Annotated in this window: 12 protein-coding genes; 8 read left to right on the top strand and 4 right to left on the bottom strand. The window is 71.8% G+C overall.

Annotated elements, in window-relative coordinates; all coding sequences use genetic code 11:
- The first annotated feature begins 6 nt into the window (after positions 1-6).
- The 3 genes from ACGH2B_RS14025 to metG all read left to right on the top strand — a co-directional run bounded on the left by ACGH2B_RS14025 (position 7) and on the right by metG (position 3,962).
- Entirely contained in the window at positions 7-255 is a 249-nt protein-coding gene (locus tag ACGH2B_RS14025) for a hypothetical protein (protein ID WP_399088579.1), read from the top strand.
- A 174-nt stretch (positions 256-429) separates the two neighbouring features.
- The gene (locus ACGH2B_RS14020) at positions 430-2,043 is read left to right on the top strand and encodes an MFS transporter (protein WP_399088577.1); all 1,614 of its coding nucleotides are present in this window, start codon (positions 430-432) and stop codon (positions 2,041-2,043) included.
- A gap of 200 nt (positions 2,044-2,243) precedes the next feature.
- On the top strand, positions 2,244-3,962 hold the full coding sequence (gene metG, locus ACGH2B_RS14015) for a methionine--tRNA ligase (RefSeq protein WP_399088576.1): 1,719 nt from the start codon (positions 2,244-2,246) through the stop codon (positions 3,960-3,962).
- A 74-nt stretch (positions 3,963-4,036) separates the two neighbouring features.
- Here the strand turns inward: metG and aspS are convergent, their stop codons facing one another.
- Positions 4,037-5,809, bottom strand: coding sequence for an aspartate--tRNA ligase (gene aspS / locus ACGH2B_RS14010; protein WP_399088574.1), 1,773 nt, complete (start codon positions 5,807-5,809; stop codon positions 4,037-4,039).
- A gap of 467 nt (positions 5,810-6,276) precedes the next feature.
- On the opposite strand from aspS, the gene ACGH2B_RS14005 reads away from it, so the two are divergent.
- Positions 6,277-8,499, top strand: coding sequence for a SpoIIE family protein phosphatase (locus tag ACGH2B_RS14005; protein WP_399088572.1), 2,223 nt, complete (start codon positions 6,277-6,279; stop codon positions 8,497-8,499).
- Here the strand turns inward: ACGH2B_RS14005 and ACGH2B_RS14000 are convergent.
- The 3 genes from ACGH2B_RS14000 to ACGH2B_RS13990 all read right to left on the bottom strand — a co-directional run bounded on the left by ACGH2B_RS14000 (position 8,421) and on the right by ACGH2B_RS13990 (position 11,397).
- Positions 8,421-9,554: an AI-2E family transporter gene (locus ACGH2B_RS14000; RefSeq protein WP_399088570.1), complete on the bottom strand. Its 1,134-nt coding sequence runs from the start codon at positions 9,552-9,554 to the stop codon at positions 8,421-8,423. The genes ACGH2B_RS14005 and ACGH2B_RS14000 overlap by 79 nt on opposite strands.
- Positions 9,555-9,793: 239 nt before the next feature.
- A complete protein-coding gene (locus ACGH2B_RS13995) occupies positions 9,794-10,747 on the bottom strand; it encodes a pirin family protein (RefSeq protein ID WP_399088568.1) in 954 nt (317 codons plus the stop codon).
- Between the two features lie 176 nt (positions 10,748-10,923).
- A complete protein-coding gene (locus tag ACGH2B_RS13990; protein ID WP_399088566.1) occupies positions 10,924-11,397 on the bottom strand; it encodes an SseB family protein in 474 nt (157 codons plus the stop codon).
- 192 nt (positions 11,398-11,589) lie between these two features.
- On the opposite strand from ACGH2B_RS13990, the gene ACGH2B_RS13985 reads away from it, so the two are divergent.
- From ACGH2B_RS13985 to ACGH2B_RS13970, 4 genes are all read left to right on the top strand, one after another.
- Complete coding sequence (locus ACGH2B_RS13985; RefSeq protein WP_399088564.1) at positions 11,590-13,416, top strand: acyl-CoA dehydrogenase; 1,827 nt, start codon at positions 11,590-11,592, stop codon at positions 13,414-13,416.
- Between the two features lie 218 nt (positions 13,417-13,634).
- Positions 13,635-14,927, top strand: coding sequence for a M18 family aminopeptidase (locus tag ACGH2B_RS13980; RefSeq protein ID WP_399088562.1), 1,293 nt, complete (start codon positions 13,635-13,637; stop codon positions 14,925-14,927).
- 1 nt (position 14,928) lies between these two features.
- On the top strand, positions 14,929-16,836 hold the full coding sequence (locus tag ACGH2B_RS13975) for a BTAD domain-containing putative transcriptional regulator (protein ID WP_399088560.1): 1,908 nt from the start codon (positions 14,929-14,931) through the stop codon (positions 16,834-16,836).
- Between the two features lie 503 nt (positions 16,837-17,339).
- Positions 17,340-18,176, top strand: a complete 837-nt coding sequence (locus ACGH2B_RS13970) for a DUF4232 domain-containing protein (RefSeq protein WP_399088558.1) — start codon at positions 17,340-17,342, stop codon at positions 18,174-18,176.
- The last annotated feature ends 303 nt before the right edge of the window (positions 18,177-18,479 follow it).

Raw genomic sequence — 18,479 nt, 5'->3', positions numbered from 1 at the left:
TGCGCAATGGACATCGAATCACTTATGGCGCGAATTTCATCCACGGGAGCATCAGCTCTCATCAAGTGTGACGGCGAAAGGGTCGCGCATGGCAGCGCCCCGTGGACCTTCGTCGCCACAGGCGGCCCGCTGGCAGAAAGCGGGCCGGTGCGCTACGACGGGGAAACACTTCAGGAGTGCCTCACCACAGCGCTGACTTTGCTGAAAAAGCGCGGCAAAGAGTGGCTTTGGGTTGACGAGTACAGCAATGAATGACCATCGGGCGGAAAGCATCTGCCTTACATCTCCCTTTCAGGGGGGCTCGACCACCCTCACCAGGCACTCCGCCCCCACCCCTCCTACGCTGAGTGGATGAACTAGCCCATTTGCCCCGATCCATGCATCCAGCGGACGAGTGCGGGACAGTGGCCGACGGAAGCAGGTCGGGTGATGAGCGGAGACGGCCAGGGGGGATACGGGGAAGTCACCACAGGCGGGCAAGCCGACCGGGCGGAGCGGGCAGGCCAGGCCGGAGCACCCGAAGCAGGCCCCAACCTGGGCACAGAGAACCCCCACCGCTGGTGGGCCCTGATCACCATCGCGCTCGCGCAGCTCATGGTGGTCCTCGATGCCACGATCGTGAACATCGCGTTGCCGTCGGCGCAGCGGGAGCTGGGGATCTCGGATGCGGACCGGCAGTGGGTGATCACCGCGTACACCCTCGCGTTCGGTGGGTTGTTGCTGCTCGGTGGGCGGGTCGCGGATCTCGTCGGGCGGAAGACGACGTTCATGGTGGGGCTCGTGGGGTTCGCGGTGGCGTCGGGGCTCGGGGGTGCGGCGGGTGGGCCGGGGCTGCTGTTCGGGGCGCGGGCGTTGCAGGGCGTGTTCGCGGCGGTGCTGGCGCCGTCCGCGCTGTCGCTGCTGACGACGACGTTCACGGACGGCCGGGAGCGCGGCAAGGCGTTCGGGATCTACGGGGCGATCGCGGGCGGCGGGGCGGCGATCGGGCTGATCGTCGGCGGGCTGCTGACCGAGTATCTGGACTGGCGCTGGTGTCTGTATGTGAACGTGCCGATCGCGGCGGTGGCGTTCGCCGGCGCCGCGGTCTTCCTGCACGACCGCCCGGAGCGGGGTGGCGCCCGTCTCGACGTCCCCGGTGTGGTGCTGGGCTGCGGCGGGCTCGTGGCGATCGTCTACGGGTGCAGCGAGGCGCGCCCGCGGGGCTGGGGCGACGCGGTGGTGCTCGGGCTGCTCTGCGGTGGTGCCGCGCTGCTCGCGGTGTTCGCGTGGTGGCAGACGCGGGCCCGGCATCCGTTGCTGCCGCTGCACATCGTGCGGGACCGTAATCGCGGTGGTGCCTTTCTGACGATGGCACTGGCGACCATCGCACTGTTCGGCATGTTTCTTTTTCTGACCTATTACTTCCAGATCGTGCTCGGCTATTCGCCGCTGAAGGCCGGATTGGCGTTTTTGCCGATGACCGCCGCCATCGTCACCGCCTCGACACAGATATCGGCGCGGCTGCTGCACCATCTCCCGCCGCGGCTGCTGATGGTGCCCGGCGCGCTGCTGGCGGCCGGCGGACTGTATCTGCTGACGTTCCTGACGGCGCGCTCCGCGTACGCCCCGCACGTGCTGCCCGCCGAACTCCTCGTCGGGCTGGGTATGGGCCTGATCTTCATGCCGGTGATGGCGACGGCCACGTCCGGGGTCGCGCCGCGGGACGCGGGCGTCACCTCGGCGACCGTCAACACGGCGCAGCAGGTGGGCGGTTCGATCGGGACGGCGCTGCTGAACACGATCGCGACGTCGGCCGGGGCGACGTACATCGCGGACCGGCTGCTCGCCGCCGCGCGGACCGGGCGGCTGACGCCCGCGGTGCGCGGCGCCGTCGTCAAGGACGGGGTGGTGCACGGCTTCACCGTCGCGATCAGCGTCTCCGCGTCGGTGATGCTGCTGGCCGCCGTCGTCGCGGCGCTGCTGGTCACGGCCCGTGCCCCGCGCCACGGCCCGCCGCCCGGCCACCGCCCCGGCACCGGTTCCCCGGACGGCGCCCCGCACTGAACGGGACGGCCGGGGCACTCCCGGCCCGTACACCGGCCGGAACAGCCCGTCACGGGGCCGTCCCGCGCCCCGTACCCGCCATTTCGCCGGCGGAAATGCCCGCGGAAACGCCTGCGAATTCGCCTGGCCACGTCCAGTACGATATTGACGTTCCGTAAAGCAATTCCTCACTTACCGTAGCGACTTGGGAGCAGCCGGCAATGGCTCGACACCTCATCACCAGCGCCCTTCCGTACATCAACGGGATCAAGCACCTGGGCAACATGGTGGGGTCCATGCTCCCGGCCGATGTGTACGCGCGGTATATGCGCAAGCGCGGGCACGACGTCCTCTACATCTGCGCGACGGACGAGCACGGCACCCCGGCGGAGCTGGCCGCGAAGGCGGCGGGGCAGTCGGTCGACGCGTTCTGCGCCGAGCAGCACGAGGCGCAGAAGGCGATCTACGAGGGCTTCGGCCTGGAATTCGATCACTTCGGCCGCAGCTCCTCGCAGCAGAACGTCGAGCTGACGCAGCACTTCGCCCGCAAGCTCCACGAGAACGGCTTCATCGAGGAGCGGGCGATCCGCCAGGTGTACTCCAACGCCGACGAGCGGTTCCTGCCGGACCGCTACATCGTCGGCACCTGCCCGCACTGCGGCTACGACAAGGCCCGCGGCGACCAGTGCGAGAACTGCACCCGGGTGCTCGACCCGACGGATCTGATCGACGCCCGCTCGGCGATCAGCGGCAGCGGTGACCTGGAGGTCCGCGAGACCAAGCACCTCTTCCTCCTCCAGTCGAAGCTGCAGCACGAGGTCGAGGGCTGGCTGGCCGGCAACGGCAGCACGGAGTGGCCGACGCTCGCCTCCTCCATCGCCCACAAGTGGCTGACCGAGGGCCTCCAGGACCGCGCCATCACCCGCGACCTGGACTGGGGCGTCCCCGTCCCCGCCGACGTCTGGCCGGAGCTGGCCGCCGAGGGCAAGGTCTTCTACGTCTGGTTCGACGCGCCGATCGAGTACATCGGATCGACGAAGGAGTGGGCGGACGCCGACGCGGAGAACCGCGACTGGAAGTCGTGGTGGTACGAGGCGGACGACGTGCGCTACACGGAGTTCATGGCCAAGGACAACGTCCCGTTCCACTCGGTGATGTTCCCGGCCACCCAGCTCGGCACCCGTGAGCCGTGGAAGAAGGTCGACTTCCTCAAGGCGTTCAACTGGCTCAACTACTACGGCGGGAAGTTCTCCACCTCCCAGCAGCGCGGCATCTTCACCGACGCGGCGCTGGAGCTGCTGCCCGCCGACTACTGGCGCTACTTCCTGATGGCGCACGCCCCGGAGTCCGACGACACCTCCTTCACCTGGGAGCTGTTCTCCTCCTCCGTCAACAAGGACCTCGCCGACACCCTCGGCAACTTCGTCAACCGCGTCCTGTCGTTCTCCCGCAAGCGGTTCGGCGACGAGGTCCCGGCCGGCGCCGAGGCGGGCGAGGCGGAGCGGAAGCTCGGCGAGGAGATCGCGCGGCTGCTCGCGGAGTACGAGGGCCACATGGAGGCCCTGCAGTTCCGCAAGGCGGCGGCGGCGCTGCGCGCCCTGTGGAGCGCGGGCAACTCCTACCTGGAGGAGAAGGCCCCCTGGCTGGAGATCAAGACCGACCAGGACGCCGCGGCGCTGACACTGCGCACGGCCATGAACCTCATCCACCTCTACGCGGTGATCTCCGAGCCGTTCATCCCGGCGTCCGCGAAGGCGATGCGCGGCGCGTTCGCGCTGACCGACGACACCGCGGCATGGGTGAGCGCCGAGGAGGCCGCGGCGCTGGCCTTCGTCCCGGCGGGTACGCCGTTCACCGTGCCGCCGGTCCTCTTCGCGAAGATCACCGAGGACGACCTGGAGACGTACCGCACGCGCTTCGGCGGCGGTGACGAGGCGTAGCCGACTGCCCGCACGGACGAAGCCCCCGCGACCTTTCCGAAAGGTCGCGGGGGCTTCGCCGTACGCGGTGTCCGTCAGCCCTGGGTCTTCACCTGAGGCTTGCGGATCGAGAGGTGCAGCTCCTTCAGGCGCGCCTCCTCGACCTCGCTGGGCGCGCCCATGAGCAGGTCCTGGGCGTTGCCGTTGAGCGGGAAGGCGATGGTCTCGCGGATGTTGGGCTCGTCGGCGAGCAGCATCACGATGCGGTCGACGCCCGGGGCGATGCCGCCGTGCGGCGGGGCGCCGAACTTGAACGCGCGGAGCATGCCGCCGAACTCCGCCTCGACGGTCTCCTTGTCGTAACCGGCGATGGCGAACGCCTTGTACATGACGTCCGGCTCGTGGTTACGGATCGCGCCGGAGGACAGCTCGACACCGTTGCAGACGATGTCGTACTGCCAGGCGAGAATGTCCAGCGGGTCCTTGGTCTCCAGCGCCTCCAGGCCGCCCTGGGGCATGGAGAACGGGTTGTGGGAGAACTCGATCTTGCCGGTGTCCTCGTCCTTCTCGAACATCGGGAAGTCGACGATCCAGCAGAAGCGGAACTCGCCCTCGACGAAGTGGCCGGTGCGCTTGGCCGCCTCGACGCGGACCGCGCCCATGATCTTGGAGACCTCGTCGAACTCGCCGGCGCCGAAGAAGACGGCGTGGCCGGGCGCCAGGCCCAGCGCGTCGACGAGCGCCTTGGTGTCCTCGTCGGTGAGGAACTTGGCGATCGGGCCGGTCAGCTCGTTGTTCTCGCCGACGCGGATCCAGGCCAGGCCCTTCGCGCCCTGCTGGACGGCGAAGTCGCCCATCTGGTCGAAGAACTTCCGCGACTGGCCCGCGGTGTCCGGCACGGCCAGCGCGCGGACGTGCTTGCCGGCGAACGCCTTGAAACCGGAACCGGCGAAGACGTCCGAGACGTCGACCAGCTCCAGCTCGGCGCGGAGGTCCGGCTTGTCGGAGCCGTACTTCAGCATCGACTCGCGGAACGGGATGCGCGGGAACGGCGAGGTGACCGTACGGCCGCCACCGAACTCGGTGAACAGCTCGGTCATGAGCTTCTCGATCGGCTGGAAGACGTCCTCCTGCTCGACGAAGCTCATCTCGACGTCGAGCTGGTAGAACTCGCCCGGCGAACGGTCGGCGCGGGCGTCCTCGTCGCGGAAGCAGGGCGCGATCTGGAAGTAGCGGTCGAACCCGGCGATCATCAGAAGCTGCTTGAACTGCTGCGGCGCCTGCGGCAGCGCGTAGAACTTGCCGGCGTGCAGCCGCGAGGGGACGAGGAAGTCGCGGGCGCCCTCGGGGGAGGTGGCCGACAGGATCGGGGTGGCCATCTCGTTGAAGCCGAGCGCGGTCATCTTGTGCCGGATGGCGGAGATGACGGCGGTGCGCAGCAGGATGTTGCGGTGCATCCGCTCGCGGCGCAGGTCGAGGAAGCGGTACTCCAGGCGCTTCTCCTCGTTGACACCGTCCTCGGCGTTGATGGTGAACGGGATCTGCTCGGCGGCGCCCAGCACCTCGACCTCGGAGACCTCGATCTCGATCTCGCCGGTCGGCAGCTCGGGGTTGACGTTGTCCGCGCCGCGGGCGGAGACCTTGCCGTCGATACGGACGACGGTCTCCTTGGTCAGCGAGGAGAGCGCCTCGTTGGCGGGGGTGCCGGGACGGGCGACGAGCTGCACCAGACCGTAGTGGTCGCGCAGATCGATGAAGAGGATGCCGCCCAGGTCACGTCGATTGTGCAGCCAGCCGCTGAGGCGGACGTCCGTGTCGACGTCCGCGGCCCGAAGCTCGCCGCAGGTGTGGGACCGGTACCGATGCATCGCTCATCCAAGTCGTCGCGAGTCGAGGTGGGGAGGCCGCACACGGACGCTGCCCGTCCGTGGCCGAACCGCTGCCGTCCGTGGAGGACCGCCCCGGGTATGTGATAACCGCTCCAGGTTACCGTCCCGGCGCCGGCGGCCGGGTCGGCGTATACATGCCAGCGGGGCGGCGCGGTTGCGGGCCGGGGCCGGACGGAGGCAGGCGCGGGCGACGCACTCGTCATGCGTGGGCCGTGGGTCAGTTGCGCCGCCGCGCGCGGGCCGCGAGGCGGGGGGCGTGAGGGCCGCGGGCTGCTGCCGGGCCGGGGCCTGGGCCTGAGGGCCGCGAGCTGCCGCCGGGCCGGGCCGCTGTTCCGCCGGGCCCGGCTCACCGCGCCCCGGGGGCCCGGCGCCGCCCTGGTCGCGGCCCGCCCCGTACCGGCTCACCGCGTTGGTGACGCCCGGAGGAATCAACTTAAAGTGAGGCAATGCGTACCAAGGATCTCCTGGCGGCCCTCGCGACCGGTCTGTGGCGCTGGGACGACGCCTCGGGACGGGTCCGGCTCGACGCCGAGGCCGCCCGGTTGCTCGGGCTCCCGGACCGGGCCGTGGAGCTGTCCGAGGCGACCGTACGGTCCCGTTTCCACCCGGTCGACTTCGCCGAGATCAACGGGGTGATGCAGCTCGCCGTCGCCGAACGGGGTCTCGCCGAGGCCCGGCTGCGCGTCGTCGACGCCGGCGGCCGGGTGCTGCGCACCGTCCGCGCCCGCTGCCGCCCGCTGACCCGCGACGGCGCCTTCACCCTGCTCGGCACGGTCCAGGAGGTGCCCGACCCGCAGCCGGACACCGCGGCCGCCCGCACCCCGGTCACCGGCGACCGGCGGCGCTCACGCGAGGCGTTCCTGCTGGACGCCGGGCGGGCGCTGGCGGAGGCCCGGTCCACCGCGGAGGTGCTGCGGGTGGCGGCCGGACTGTCGATGCCGGGGTTCATACCCGACGGCCTCGCCGTCTTCGGCGTCGTCGGCGGCCGCCTCACCGTCATCGGTCACCACGGTCAGCCGGGCGGCGAGGAGCGGCCGTTCACCGATATGACGACGGACACCGACTACCCGGCGGCCGAGGTCGTCCGGACGGGGCGGGCGATCTATCTGCCGACGCCCGAGGCGTACCGCGCGCGTTACCCCACCGCCTGGCCGCTCGCCGCCCGCTTCGCGCGCACCTCGTGGGCGTTCTTGCCGCTGGTCAACGCGGGACGCACGATCGGCGCCTGGATGGCCGGGTTCAACCACCCGGTGGCCTTCACCGCCGACGAACGGGCGGTGCTCACCACCGTCGCGCGGATGCTCGCCCAGGCACTGGCCCGTGCCGGGGCCCAGGAGTCGCAGCACGAACTCGCCGTCGGTCTCCAGCGCACCATGATGCCGACGGTCCGGCCGGACCTCCCCGGCATGACGGTCGCCGCGCGGTACGTGCCGACCGGCGGCGGGCTGGAGGTCGGCGGCGACTGGTACGACATGATCCCGCTGCCGTCCGGCCGGACCGCGCTGGTCATCGGTGACGTCCAGGGCCACGACGTACGGGCCGCGGGGCTGATGGGCCAGCTACGGATCGCGCTGCGCGCCTACGCGGCGGAGGGGCACCACCCGGACGGGGTGCTCTCCCGCGCCTCCCGTTTCCTGTCCGGCATCAACGACACCGAGGGCGCCGCGGGCAGCGATCCGCGCTTCGCCACCTGCCTCTACATCGAGGTCGACCCGGCGACCGGGCTGCTGGACATCGCCCGCGCCGGGCACCCCGAACCGGCGATCCGTACCGCCGACGGCACCATGCTGGTCCGCGCCACCGCGGGCGGGCTGCCGCTGGGCATCACACCGGACACCGACTACCCCACCACCCGGCTGGTGCTGGAGCCCGGCGAGACGATGCTGGTCTGTACGGACGGGCTGATCGAGACCGGCGGCCACGACCTGGAGACCGGCTGGGCCCGGCTGCGCGGCGTCATCGAGGCCCATCCGGACGGGGTCGCCGACGGCGGTCTGGAGCGGCTGGCGGACGCGCTGGTCCAGGCGGTCCACGGCCCGTCCTCGCACCACACGACCGGGCCGCTGGTGGACCGGCGGGAGGACGACATCGCGATGCTGCTGCTGTCCCGGGACGCCGCCGCGTGCCGGGTGGGCGCGGGTGGCCCGGAGGCGGTGCGGCCGGTGCGGCGCACGGTGCTGACCATCGCGCAGGCCGAGCCGGAGCGGATCGCCGAGGCCCGCGGCCAGATCCGCGACGTCCTGCACGACTGGGCCGACCCGGAGCAGGTGGACGCCGCGGTGCTGCTGGTCTCCGAGGTCGTCACCAATGTGTTGACACACACCGACGGGGACGCGCTGCTGGTCGTCGAGTTGTCGGGCCCCGCCGGCAGCCGCCGGATGCGGGTGGACGTCGCCGACGGCAGCGACGAGCTGCCGCACCGCCGCAGCCCCGGCGAGCTGGCGTCCTCGGGCCGCGGCCTGGTGCTGATGGAGCTGCTGGCCGGCGCGTGGGGCGTGGAACCGCGCGGCGACGGCAAGTCGACGTGGTTCGAGATCTACGAGGACGCGGCCGGTGGCTCCCCGGCGGAGCCGAACGCCGGAGAACCGCCCTACGCGGGTGCGGAGCCGGGCGCCCCCGGGCCCGTGGCGTCCGGCGAGTCGGGCGAGTCGGTGGCCGAGCTGACGTAGTGGCGGCGCAGTTCGTGGAGCGCGCCGAAGGCGGCTGCGGTCAGCGGCACGGCCAGCAGCATGCCGAGGATGCCCGCGACCCCGGCGCCCGCGGTGATCGCCAGCAGGACGGCCGCCGGGTGCATCTGGACCGTACGGCTCTGGATCATCGGCTGGAGCACGTGCCCCTCCAGCACCTGCACCGCGAGCACCACCCCGAGCACCCACAGGGCCTTGACGAAACCGCCCTCGGCGAGCGCCACCAGAACCGCGACGGCGCCCGAGATGAAGGCGCCGAGGTAGGGAATGTAGGCGCCGACGAAGACCAGCGCGCCCAGTCCGAAGGCGTTGGGGACGCCCAGAATCAGCAGTCCGACGGTGATGCAGACGGCGTCGATCAGGGCGATGAGGGTGGTGCCGCGCATGAAACCCTCGACCGCCTGGAAGCCGCGGCGGGCCATCCCCTCCAGTTGCGGCGCCGAATCACCGGGCGCCCAGTCGCGCAGCGCGCCCAGCGCCTTGCCCGAGTCGCGGAGGAAGAAGAAGGTCAGCAGCAGTGCGAGGACCGCCGCCGCGATGAACTGACCGACGACGCTGACGCCCGCCAGCAGCCCGGAGGCGGCGGTGGTGCCGAACTTGCCGATCAGCGACTTGGCGTTGGAGGCGAGATCGTCGAGGGAGGTACCGGCCGTGCCGAAGTGCTGGGAGAGTTGCTTGGCCGCCTCCTTCAGCGAGGCGATGATCTGGTCCCCGGTGTCGACCAGCGCGCTGACCACGATGTAACCGGCGCCGCCGACCACGACGACCAGCAGGGCGCAGGTCAGCCCGGCGGCCAGCGAACGGTTGAGCTTCATCGCCGCCATCCGCCGGTACACCGGCCTGAGCAGCGCACTGCCCAGCAGAGCCAGCAGGACGGGTGTGACGGCCGCGCTCAACTTCACACAGAGCCAGACGCCGACCGCGATCACCCCCGCCACCAGCAGCGCCACCGCGCACCAGGCGGCGGTCCGCCGGGCGGCGGCAGGAAGCAGCGGCGCCTCGCCGCGGGGCCGGTCTCTCTTCAGGTCGTTCTGCACCCGACCAGTCCACCATGCGCACCGGCCGACCGGCCGTCACGCCTCGGGCGGCGCCGTACGGATGTGGCGGAGGCGGCGCCCCGACGGGCCCGGCCCCGCGCGGCGACCGGCTCCGGACCCACGCAGCCGTGCGGGGGCGGCCGGCACGGTCCGTGTTTCACGTGAAACGGAGAGCGCGGCGCGCCATGTTTCACGTGAAACGCGGGACGACCGCGCCCACCGCCCCCGCGGGGCCGTGCTCAGCTCTCCTCGGCGGGAACGGTCCCGAGCCGCCCGGCCTGGAAGTCCTCGAAGGCCTGGGCCAGTTCGGCGTGGGTGTTCATCACGAACGGGCCGTAGTGCATCATCGGCTCCCGGATCGGCTCCCCGCCCAGCAGGACGACCTCGAAGTTCGGGCTGCGGGACTCCTGACTCTCGTCGGCCCGGATGGTGAGCGAGTCACCGGAGCCGAAGACGACCGCCTGTCCGGTCCGGAACGGACGGCCTTCCTCGCCCGCCGTGCCGCGTCCGGCCAGCCCGTACGCGAGGGCGTTGAAGTCGGCCCGCCACGGCAGGGTCACCTCCGCGCCCGGATTGACCGAGACATGCAGCATGGTGATCGGGGTGTGCGTGGCGCCGGGGCCCTTGTTGCCGTCGAGGTCACCGGCGATCAGCCGGAGCAGCGCACCGCCGTCGGCCGAGGTGAGCAGCTTGACCTGGCCGCCGCCGATGTCCTGGTAGCGCGGCGCCATCATCTTGTCGCGCTTGGGGAGGTTCACCCACAGTTGGAGGCCGTGGAAGAGCCCGCCGGACATGACCAGCGACTCCGGCGGCGCCTCGATGTGCAGCAGCCCGGACCCGGCGGTCATCCACTGGGTGTCGCCGCCGTTGATGACCCCGCCGCCGCCGTGCGAGTCACGGTGCACGAAGGTGCCGTCGATCAGATACGTGACGGTCTCGAAGCCGCGGTGCGGGTGCCAGGGCGTGCCCTTGGGCTCTCCGGGCGCGTACTCCACCTCGCCCATCTGATCCATCATGATGAACGGGTCGAGGTGCTTGTAGTCGATGCCGGCGAACGCCCGGCGCACCGGGAAGCCCTCGCCCTCGAAGCCGCTCGGCGCGGTCGAGACGGCCAGCACGGGGCGGGGACGTGCTTCGGCGGGTGCCGCCACACGCGGCAGGGTCAACGGATTCTCAACGGTCACTGCGGGCATGACGGCCTCCTCGGTCGTTCGGATTTCAACTTAGTTGAATGATGAACAACCCGCAAGGCGTACTGCATTCCTGACCGCATCACCGCAGGTCGGAGCAGGTCACCGCCGCCCCGACACGGCGAAGGGCCGACCCGCGGCGTGCGGGCCGGCCCTTCGGCACGGTCAGGGGAGGCGGCTCAGCCGTACATCCGGCGCATCGCGAAGTCGACCATCTGCTCCACCGCCTTCGCGTCGAAGACCATCCGGTGGTCACCCTCCATGTCGAGGACGAAGCCGTAGCCGGTGGGCAGCAGGTCGAGCACCTCAGCACCGGTGATGACGAAGTACTTGGACTCCTTGCCCGCGTACCGCCGCAGCTCTTTGAGCGAGGTGAACATCGGGATCACCGGCTGCTGGGTGTTGTGCAGCGCCAGAAAGCCGGGGTTGTCACCGCGCGGACAGTAGATCTTCGAGGTCGCGAAGATCCCCTGGAAGTCCTCGGCGGACATCGAGCCGGTCGTGAAGGCGCGCACCGCGTCCGCGAGGGAGGGCGGGGACGGCTCCGGATACAGCGGCTGCTCGCCGTAGCTCCCGGAGGGAGGTTGCTGCGGCGGGGGCGGCGGCGCGCCGTACTGCTGCCCTGCACCCGCGTCCTGGTCGTAGCCGTACATGCGCCACAGGGTACTGAGTCGGGACGGGATGCTCGTCACAGATGGCCGGTTAGGGGTTGCTTCTTATTACCGATGGGTAGCATCATCGGAGCTACCTGCTGGTATTTGCGTGACGGGGTCTCGCACCGCACAGGGCCTCGCGACGAGGCGCCACGCGCCACTCTCTTGCTGAACTGATACGGAGCCGTACCCATGGGGCACTACAAGTCGAATCTCCGCGACATCGAGTTCAACCTCTTCGAGGTGCTCGGCCGTGACAGCGTGTACGGCACCGGACCGTTCGCGGAGATGGATGTCGACACCGCCAGGAGCGTGCTGTCGGAGATCGCCCGGCTCTCGGAGAACGAGCTGGCCGACTCCTTCGCCGACGCCGACCGCAACCCGCCGGTCTTCGACCCGGAGACCAACACCGCGCCGGTCCCCGACACCTTCAAGAAGAGCTACCAGGCGTACATGGACGCCGAGTGGTGGCGGCTGGGCATCCCGGAGGAGATCGGCGGCACCACCGCGCCGCGCTCGCTGCTGTGGGCCTTCGCCGAGACGATCCTGGGCGCCAACCCGGCGATCTGGATGTACGCCTCCGGTCCCGCCTTCGCCGGCGTCCTCTACGACGAGGGCACCGAGGAGCAGCACCGCATCGCCCAGCTGATGGTGGACAAGCAGTGGGGCTCCACCATGGTGCTGACCGAGCCGGACGCCGGTTCGGACGTCGGCGCCGGGCGCACCAAGGCGGTCCAGCAGGAGGACGGAAGCTGGCACATCGAGGGCGTCAAGCGCTTCATCACCTCCGGTGAGCACGACATGTCCGAGAACATCGTGCACTTCGTCCTCGCCCGCCCCGAGGGTGCCGGTCCGGGCACCAAGGGCCTGTCGCTCTTCATCGTCCCCAAGTACGACTTCGACTGGGAGACCGGTGAGCTGGGCGAGCGCAACGGCGCCTACGCCACCAACGTCGAGCACAAGATGGGCCTCAAGGCGTCCAACACCTGCGAGATGACGTTCGGCGCCAACCACCCCGCCAAGGGCTGGCTGCTCGGCGAGAAGCACGACGGCATCCGCCAGATGTTCAAGATCATCGAGTTCGCGCGGATGATGGTCGGCACGAAGGCCATCGCCACCCTCTCCACCGGCTACCTCAACGCGCTGGAGTACGCCAAGGAGCGCGTGCAGGGCCCCGACCTCGCGGCCTTCACCGACAAGACCGCGCCGCGCGTCACCATCACGCACCACCCCGACGTGCGCCGCTCCCTGATGACGCAGAAGGCGTACGCCGAGGGCATGCGCGCCCTGGTGCTCTACACCGCGTCCGTCCAGGACGAGATCATCGCCAAGGAGGCCGCGGGCGAGGACGCGGCCGCCGCCACCCGCCTGAACGACCTGCTGCTGCCGATCGTCAAGGGCTACGGCTCGGAGAAGTCCTACGAGCAGCTCGCGCAGTCGCTCCAGACCTTCGGCGGCTCCGGGTACCTCCAGGAGTACCCGATCGAGCAGTACATCCGGGACTCCAAGATCGACACCCTCTACGAGGGCACCACCGCGATCCAGGGCCAGGACTTCTTCTTCCGGAAGATCGTCCGCGACCAGGGTCAGGCGCTGACCGCGCTCTCCAACGAGATCAAGGAGTTCCTGGCCCAGGAGACCGGCGGCGAGGAGCTGGCCGCCGCCCGCGGCGAGCTGGCCAAGGCCGCCGCCGACCTGGAGGCGATCGTCGGCGCGATGCTGACCGACCTCGCCGCCACCGAGAAGGACGTCAAGTCCATCTACAAGGTCGGCCTCAACACCACCCGGCTGCTGCTGGCCTCCGGTGACGTCGTCATCGGTTACCTGCTGCTGAAGGGCGCGGCCGTCGCCGCCGGCAAGCTGGACGGTGCCACCGCCAAGGACAAGCCGTTCTACACCGGCAAGATCGCCGCGGCGAAGTTCTTCGCCCACAACGTCCTGCCGGGCCTCTCCGTGCAGCGTTCGCTCGCCGAGGGCATCGACCAGTCCCTGATGGAGCTGGACGAGTCCGCGTTCTGAGCCCGCGGCGGATCCGGACCCGTCCGGGCCCGCCGCCCACCGGCGGTGCCCGCCTCCCCATCCCCCGGGGACGGCGGGCACCGCTGTACGCAGGGCCCGCGCGCCCCGCGGTGCAACTCCGGCGAACGCCCGCATCCTGGCCGGAAGAGGATGGAGCGGGCCACGGTCCGCCCGCATCGGCGCGGGCCACCGGCAGCCCTCCTCCTTATGCTGGAGCCATGACCAACTCCGCCCGCTTCGACCGCGGCCACACCGACGACCTGATGTCCTTCCTCGCCGCGAGTCCGTCGCCGTACCACGCGGTGGCGAACGCGGCGGCGCGGCTGGAAGCGGCGGGTTTCCGGCAGGTCGCGGAGACCGACGCCTGGGACGGTGAGCACGGCGGCAAGTACGTCCTGCGGGGCGGGGCGCTCATCGCGTGGTACGTCCCCGAAGGCGCCGGCCCCGCCACCCCGTTCCGCATCCTGGGCGCCCACACCGACTCCCCCAACCTCCGGGTCAAACCACTGCCGGACACCGGTGCGCACGGCTGGCGGCAGGTCGCCGTCGAGGTCTACGGCGGCGCGCTGCTCAACACCTGGCTCGACCGGGACCTCGGGCTCTCCGGCCGGGTCACGCTCCGGGACGGCAGCCACCGCCTGGTCAACATCGACCGCCCGTTGCTGCGGGTGCCGCAACTCGCCATCCACCTCGACCGGTCGGTCAACACCGACGGCCTGAAGCTGGACAAGCAGCGCCACATGACGCCGATCTGGGGCCTGGGCCAGGTCGACGAGGGCGATCTGATCGCCTTCGTCGAGCAGGAGGCGCAGTTGCCCGCCGGCGAGGTCCGCGGCTGGGACCTGATGGTCCACAGCATCGAGCCCCCCGCCTACCTGGGCCGCGACTGCGAACTGCTCGCCGGACCGCGGATGGACAACCTGCTGTCCGTGCACGCCGGCACCGCCGCGCTGATCGCCGCCGCCGAGGCCGGTGAGCTGACCAGCATCCCGGTACTGGCCGCCTTCGACCACGAGGAGAACGGCAGCCAGTCCGACACCGGCGCCGACGGGCCGCTGCTCGGATCGGTCCTGGAGCGCTCGGTCTTCGCCCGCGGCGGCGCGTACGAGGACCGCGCCCGCGCCTTCGCCGGGACGCTGTGCCTCTCCTCCGACACCGGTCACGCCGTCCACCCCAACTACGGTGAGCGGCACGAGCCCGGACACCACCCGATGCCCAACGGCGGGCCCATCCTGAAGGTGAACGTCAACCAGCGGTACGCCACGGACGGCGACGGGCGGGCGGTCTTCGCCGCCGCCTGCGAGCGCGCCGACGTGCCCTGGCAGTCGTTCGTCTCGAACAACGCGATGCCGTGCGGCACCACGATCGGACCGATCACCGCCGCGCGGCACGGCATCACCACCGTGGATGTCGGCGTCGCCATCCTCTCCATGCACTCGGCACGTGAGCTGTGCGGCGCCGAGGACCCGTACCTGCTCGCGAACGCCCTGACGGCCTTCCTGGAGGGCTGAGTTGGACTTCTCACTGCTGGGCCCGATCGCCGTCACCACCGGCTCCGGGGAGCTGTCGCTCGGGCCGGCGAAACGGCGGAGCGTGCTGGCGCTGCTGCTGCTCCAGCCCAACACCACCGTCCCTCTTGAGCAGTTGATCGACTCGCTCTGGGAGGACGAGCCACCCGAACACGCCCGTACGGTCGTCCAGGGCCATGTGTCGCGGCTGCGCGCCACGCTGGCCCAGGGCGGCGCCGACGCGTACGGCATCGAGCTGACCACCCATGGCTCGGCCTATCTGCTGCGGCTGCCCGAGGAGCTGATCGACGCCCACCGCTTCGGTGAACTCGTCGCGCTGGCCCGGCCCGAGGAGGCACCGGCCGACGCGGTCCCGCTGCTGCGGGAGGCGCTGGGACTCTGGCGCGGCCCGGCGCTGACCGGCACGGTCACCAGCCCGCCGTTCGCCGCCGCCGCGCACGCGCTGGAGGAGCGCCGGCTGACCGCCGTCGAGGCGCTGGGCCGCGCCCACGGCGCACTCGGCGCCCATGAACAGGCCGCGGCGGTGCTCTACAACGCCGCCGTCAACCACCCGCTGCGCGAGGGCCTGATCGCCGGCCTGATGCGGGAGCTGTTCCGTACGGGGCGTCAGTCCGACGCGCTGGAGTGGTTCCACCGCACCCGCCGGCTGCTCAACGAGGAACTGGGCGTCGATCCGGGCGAGCGGCTGCGCGGGGCGTACGAGGAGATCCTGCGGGCGGAGGAGGCCCGGCCGACCGCGAAACCGGCCGCTGTTTCACGTGAAACAGGCACCCCGGCGTCCGGCGGCGCGCAATCCGGCGAGCCCCGGGTGCCCACGCAGGGCGGCGCGGCGCCGGGTGCCACCGGCGCCGCGGAAGGCTCCGGGCGGGGCACCGCGACGCCCCGGCTGCTGCCCCGGCCACCGGCCCGTTTCCTGGGGCGGGAGCACCAACTCGCGGCACTCACCGCGATCCTGACGGACCGTACGCCGCAGGAGAGTCCGCTCGCGGTGGTCGCCGGACCGGCCGGTGTCGGCAAGACGGCGTGCGTCGTGCAGTGGGCGCACCAGTACGCCGCGGCGTTCCCGGACGGTCAGCTCTTCGCCGATCTGCGCGGTTTCGGGGAGGGTGACGAGGCGGATCCCGCCGAGATCCTCCGGGACTTCCTGCTGGCGCTCGGCACGCCGCCGGAGCGGGTGCCGTCCTCCGCCGAGTCCGCGTCCGCGCTGTTCCGGTCGCTGGTGGCGGAGCGGCGGCTGCTGGTGGTCCTCGACAACGCGCGCGGTTCGGCGCAGGTGCGGCCGCTGCTGCCCGGCGGCCCGCACTGCGCCACCGTCGTCACCAGCCGCAGCCGCCTCGACGGGCTGGTCGCCACCGACTGGGCCCGGCCCGTCGGCCTCCAGGCGATGGGGTACGAGGAGGGCGCCGCGCTGCTCGGGGCGATGCTCGGGGCGGAGCGGGTCGCCGAGGATCCGGCGGCGGCGCAGGAGCTGGTCGCGCTCTGCGACGGGCTACCGCTGGCGCTGCGGGCCGCCGCCGCGCAGTTGACGGCCCGGCCGCGCTGGCGGCTGGGCCGGCTGGCGTCGGCGCTGCGGGACGAGCGGCGGCGGCTGGCGCTGCTGTCCGCCGAGGACACCGGTATCGCGGCCGCGCTGCGGATGTCCGTGGCCCGGCTCTCCGCCGATGACGCCCGGCTGCTGAGCGCACTGGCCACCAGCGCCGACGGGCACCTGAACTCGTCGGTGGCCGCGGCCCTCGCCGGGTACGACCAGGAGCGCACCCAGGACGCGCTGGACCGGCTCGCGGAGATGCATCTGGTGGATGAGGAGTCCACCGACGTCTACACGATCAGCACGCTCACCCAGTTGTTCGCCCGCGACGAGCGCTCGGAGGGGGGCGGGCCGGGGGCCTGAACGGCGGGCGGGGCCGGGCCGGGGCTGCGTGGCTCCCGCCCGGCCCCGTGGCTCGGCCCAGTCCGGGAAGTCCGGCCCGGCAGTGTCCCGGCGCCCGGCTCGGCGGCAATCCCGCACCGGCCCGGCCCGGCAGCGCCCCGTCCCGTCGGCGGTGCCCCTTCCGGCCCCGGCCCGGCGGGTGGCCCCACGAGGTGGCCCGGACCGACGGTGGCCCGGACCGGAGATGGCCCGGCCCCGGCCCGGCAAGGCGGCTCCGCCCGGCGGCGCCCCGGCCCCGCGGCGTTCCCAACCGGCGGCTGCCCAGCTCAGCGGGCGGCCGAGCCCGTCCTACGAGGTAGCCCGGCCCGGTCGGCCCGGGCACGTCGGAGGGCGCCCCGGCCCATCCGGTTCCGGCCCGGCCGGCTCCGTTAGGCATCCGTTAGCAGCGCGGCAGCGGCGGGCGGCAAGGTGGTGGACAGCTCGGAGAACGCCACCGGCCACCGCCCATCGGGGGAGAGACCGCCATGTCACGTATGTCGCACCTGCCGCACGCGGAGTCGGCGCAGCGCACCCGGCGTACCGGCGGCGCGTCCGGGCCCGCCACCTCCCGTACCGGCTTCCGGCGTACCGGTCTCCGCCTCGCGGCGGCGGGCCTCGTCGCCGTCGCCGGGCTCACCCTCACCGCGTGCGGCCAGTCGGAGAACCGGCTCAAGACCAGCGACGGGCAGCCCTTCGACGCGGCGCCGCAGGACCATCTGGACAGCGCCGCCCCCGGAAAGAACGGCGGTGTCCGCGCGGACGGCGGCACCGGCGGCGCGGCCGGTAAGGAGTCCCCGGCCGGCAAGAGCGGTGCCGACGACGCGCGGCCGGACTCCGACCGGACCGGCAACGCACCCGGCACGGGCGGCCCGACGGCCCCCACCGGCGACCCCGACGAGCACACCGCCTGCGACCCGTCGGATGTCAGCATCGCCGTCTCGCCGCTGAACCGGCCCGTCAACCACCTTCTCCTGGAGGCGAAGAACACCTCCGGCACAAGCTGCGACCTGTACTCCTACCCGTTCCTCCAGTTCGACCAGGCCCAGGCGCCGCTCGCCCCGCTGGAGGACAGCAAACCGCAGGCGGTGGTCACCCTCGCCCCCGGCGAATCCGGCTACGCCGGCATCATGACCTCGTCCGGCGACGGCAACGGGACCAACGGGCACACGCGGACCTCGCTGAACGTCAGCCTGGCCGACCGCGACGGTCAGGGCGGCAGCGGTTCGGCCCCGGTGGCGCTGCCCGGCGGCTCCGCCTACCTCGACGACAGCGCCTGGGTGACCTACTGGCAGGCCGACCTGAGCACGGCCACCACCTGGTAGGCCACTCCGGGGCGACCGCCCCCCCAAGAACCAGGGCGCCCGCCTTCCCCCAGCGGGCGCCCTGCCTCGTCTGCGGGCCGGTCCACCGGGCACGGGCGCCGCCCGCCCGCCGCCGATGCGCCGACCGCCGTCCCGTCATGTCCCGCGCGCCGCGGCCCACGTCCCGTTCCCGGCCCGCCGGTCAGCATGTTTCCGCAGGTCACCGAGGTAGCGCGAGGGCCGTACGTCCCATGGGACGGGTTGTCGCCCGCATCGGCCACCGGGGCGTTCCAGGATGGCTCCACCGCCGCGGACCGAGCGGCC

Source organism: Streptomyces sp. BBFR2 (genome assembly GCF_044497305.1).
Lineage (GTDB): Bacteria > Actinomycetota > Actinomycetes > Streptomycetales > Streptomycetaceae > Streptomyces.
Note: the sequence above shows the minus strand (reverse complement) of the source record. Positions and strands in the feature narration are given on the sequence as shown.

Bases quoted from the DNA above. Each gene is read 5' to 3' on its own strand.
- ACGH2B_RS14025 (WP_399088579.1), top strand. From the start codon at position 7: ATGGACATCGAATCACTTATGGCGCGAATTTCATCCACGGGAGCATCA.
- ACGH2B_RS14020 (WP_399088577.1), top strand. From the start codon at position 430: ATGAGCGGAGACGGCCAGGGGGGATACGGGGAAGTCACCACAGGCGGG.
- metG (WP_399088576.1), top strand. From the start codon at position 2,244: ATGGCTCGACACCTCATCACCAGCGCCCTTCCGTACATCAACGGGATC.
- aspS (WP_399088574.1), bottom strand. From the start codon at position 5,809: ATGCATCGGTACCGGTCCCACACCTGCGGCGAGCTTCGGGCCGCGGAC.
- ACGH2B_RS14005 (WP_399088572.1), top strand. From the start codon at position 6,277: ATGCGTACCAAGGATCTCCTGGCGGCCCTCGCGACCGGTCTGTGGCGC.
- ACGH2B_RS13995 (WP_399088568.1), bottom strand. From the start codon at position 10,747: ATGCCCGCAGTGACCGTTGAGAATCCGTTGACCCTGCCGCGTGTGGCG.
- ACGH2B_RS13990 (WP_399088566.1), bottom strand. From the start codon at position 11,397: ATGTACGGCTACGACCAGGACGCGGGTGCAGGGCAGCAGTACGGCGCG.
- ACGH2B_RS13985 (WP_399088564.1), top strand. From the start codon at position 11,590: ATGGGGCACTACAAGTCGAATCTCCGCGACATCGAGTTCAACCTCTTC.
- ACGH2B_RS13980 (WP_399088562.1), top strand. From the start codon at position 13,635: ATGACCAACTCCGCCCGCTTCGACCGCGGCCACACCGACGACCTGATG.
- ACGH2B_RS13970 (WP_399088558.1), top strand. From the start codon at position 17,340: ATGTCACGTATGTCGCACCTGCCGCACGCGGAGTCGGCGCAGCGCACC.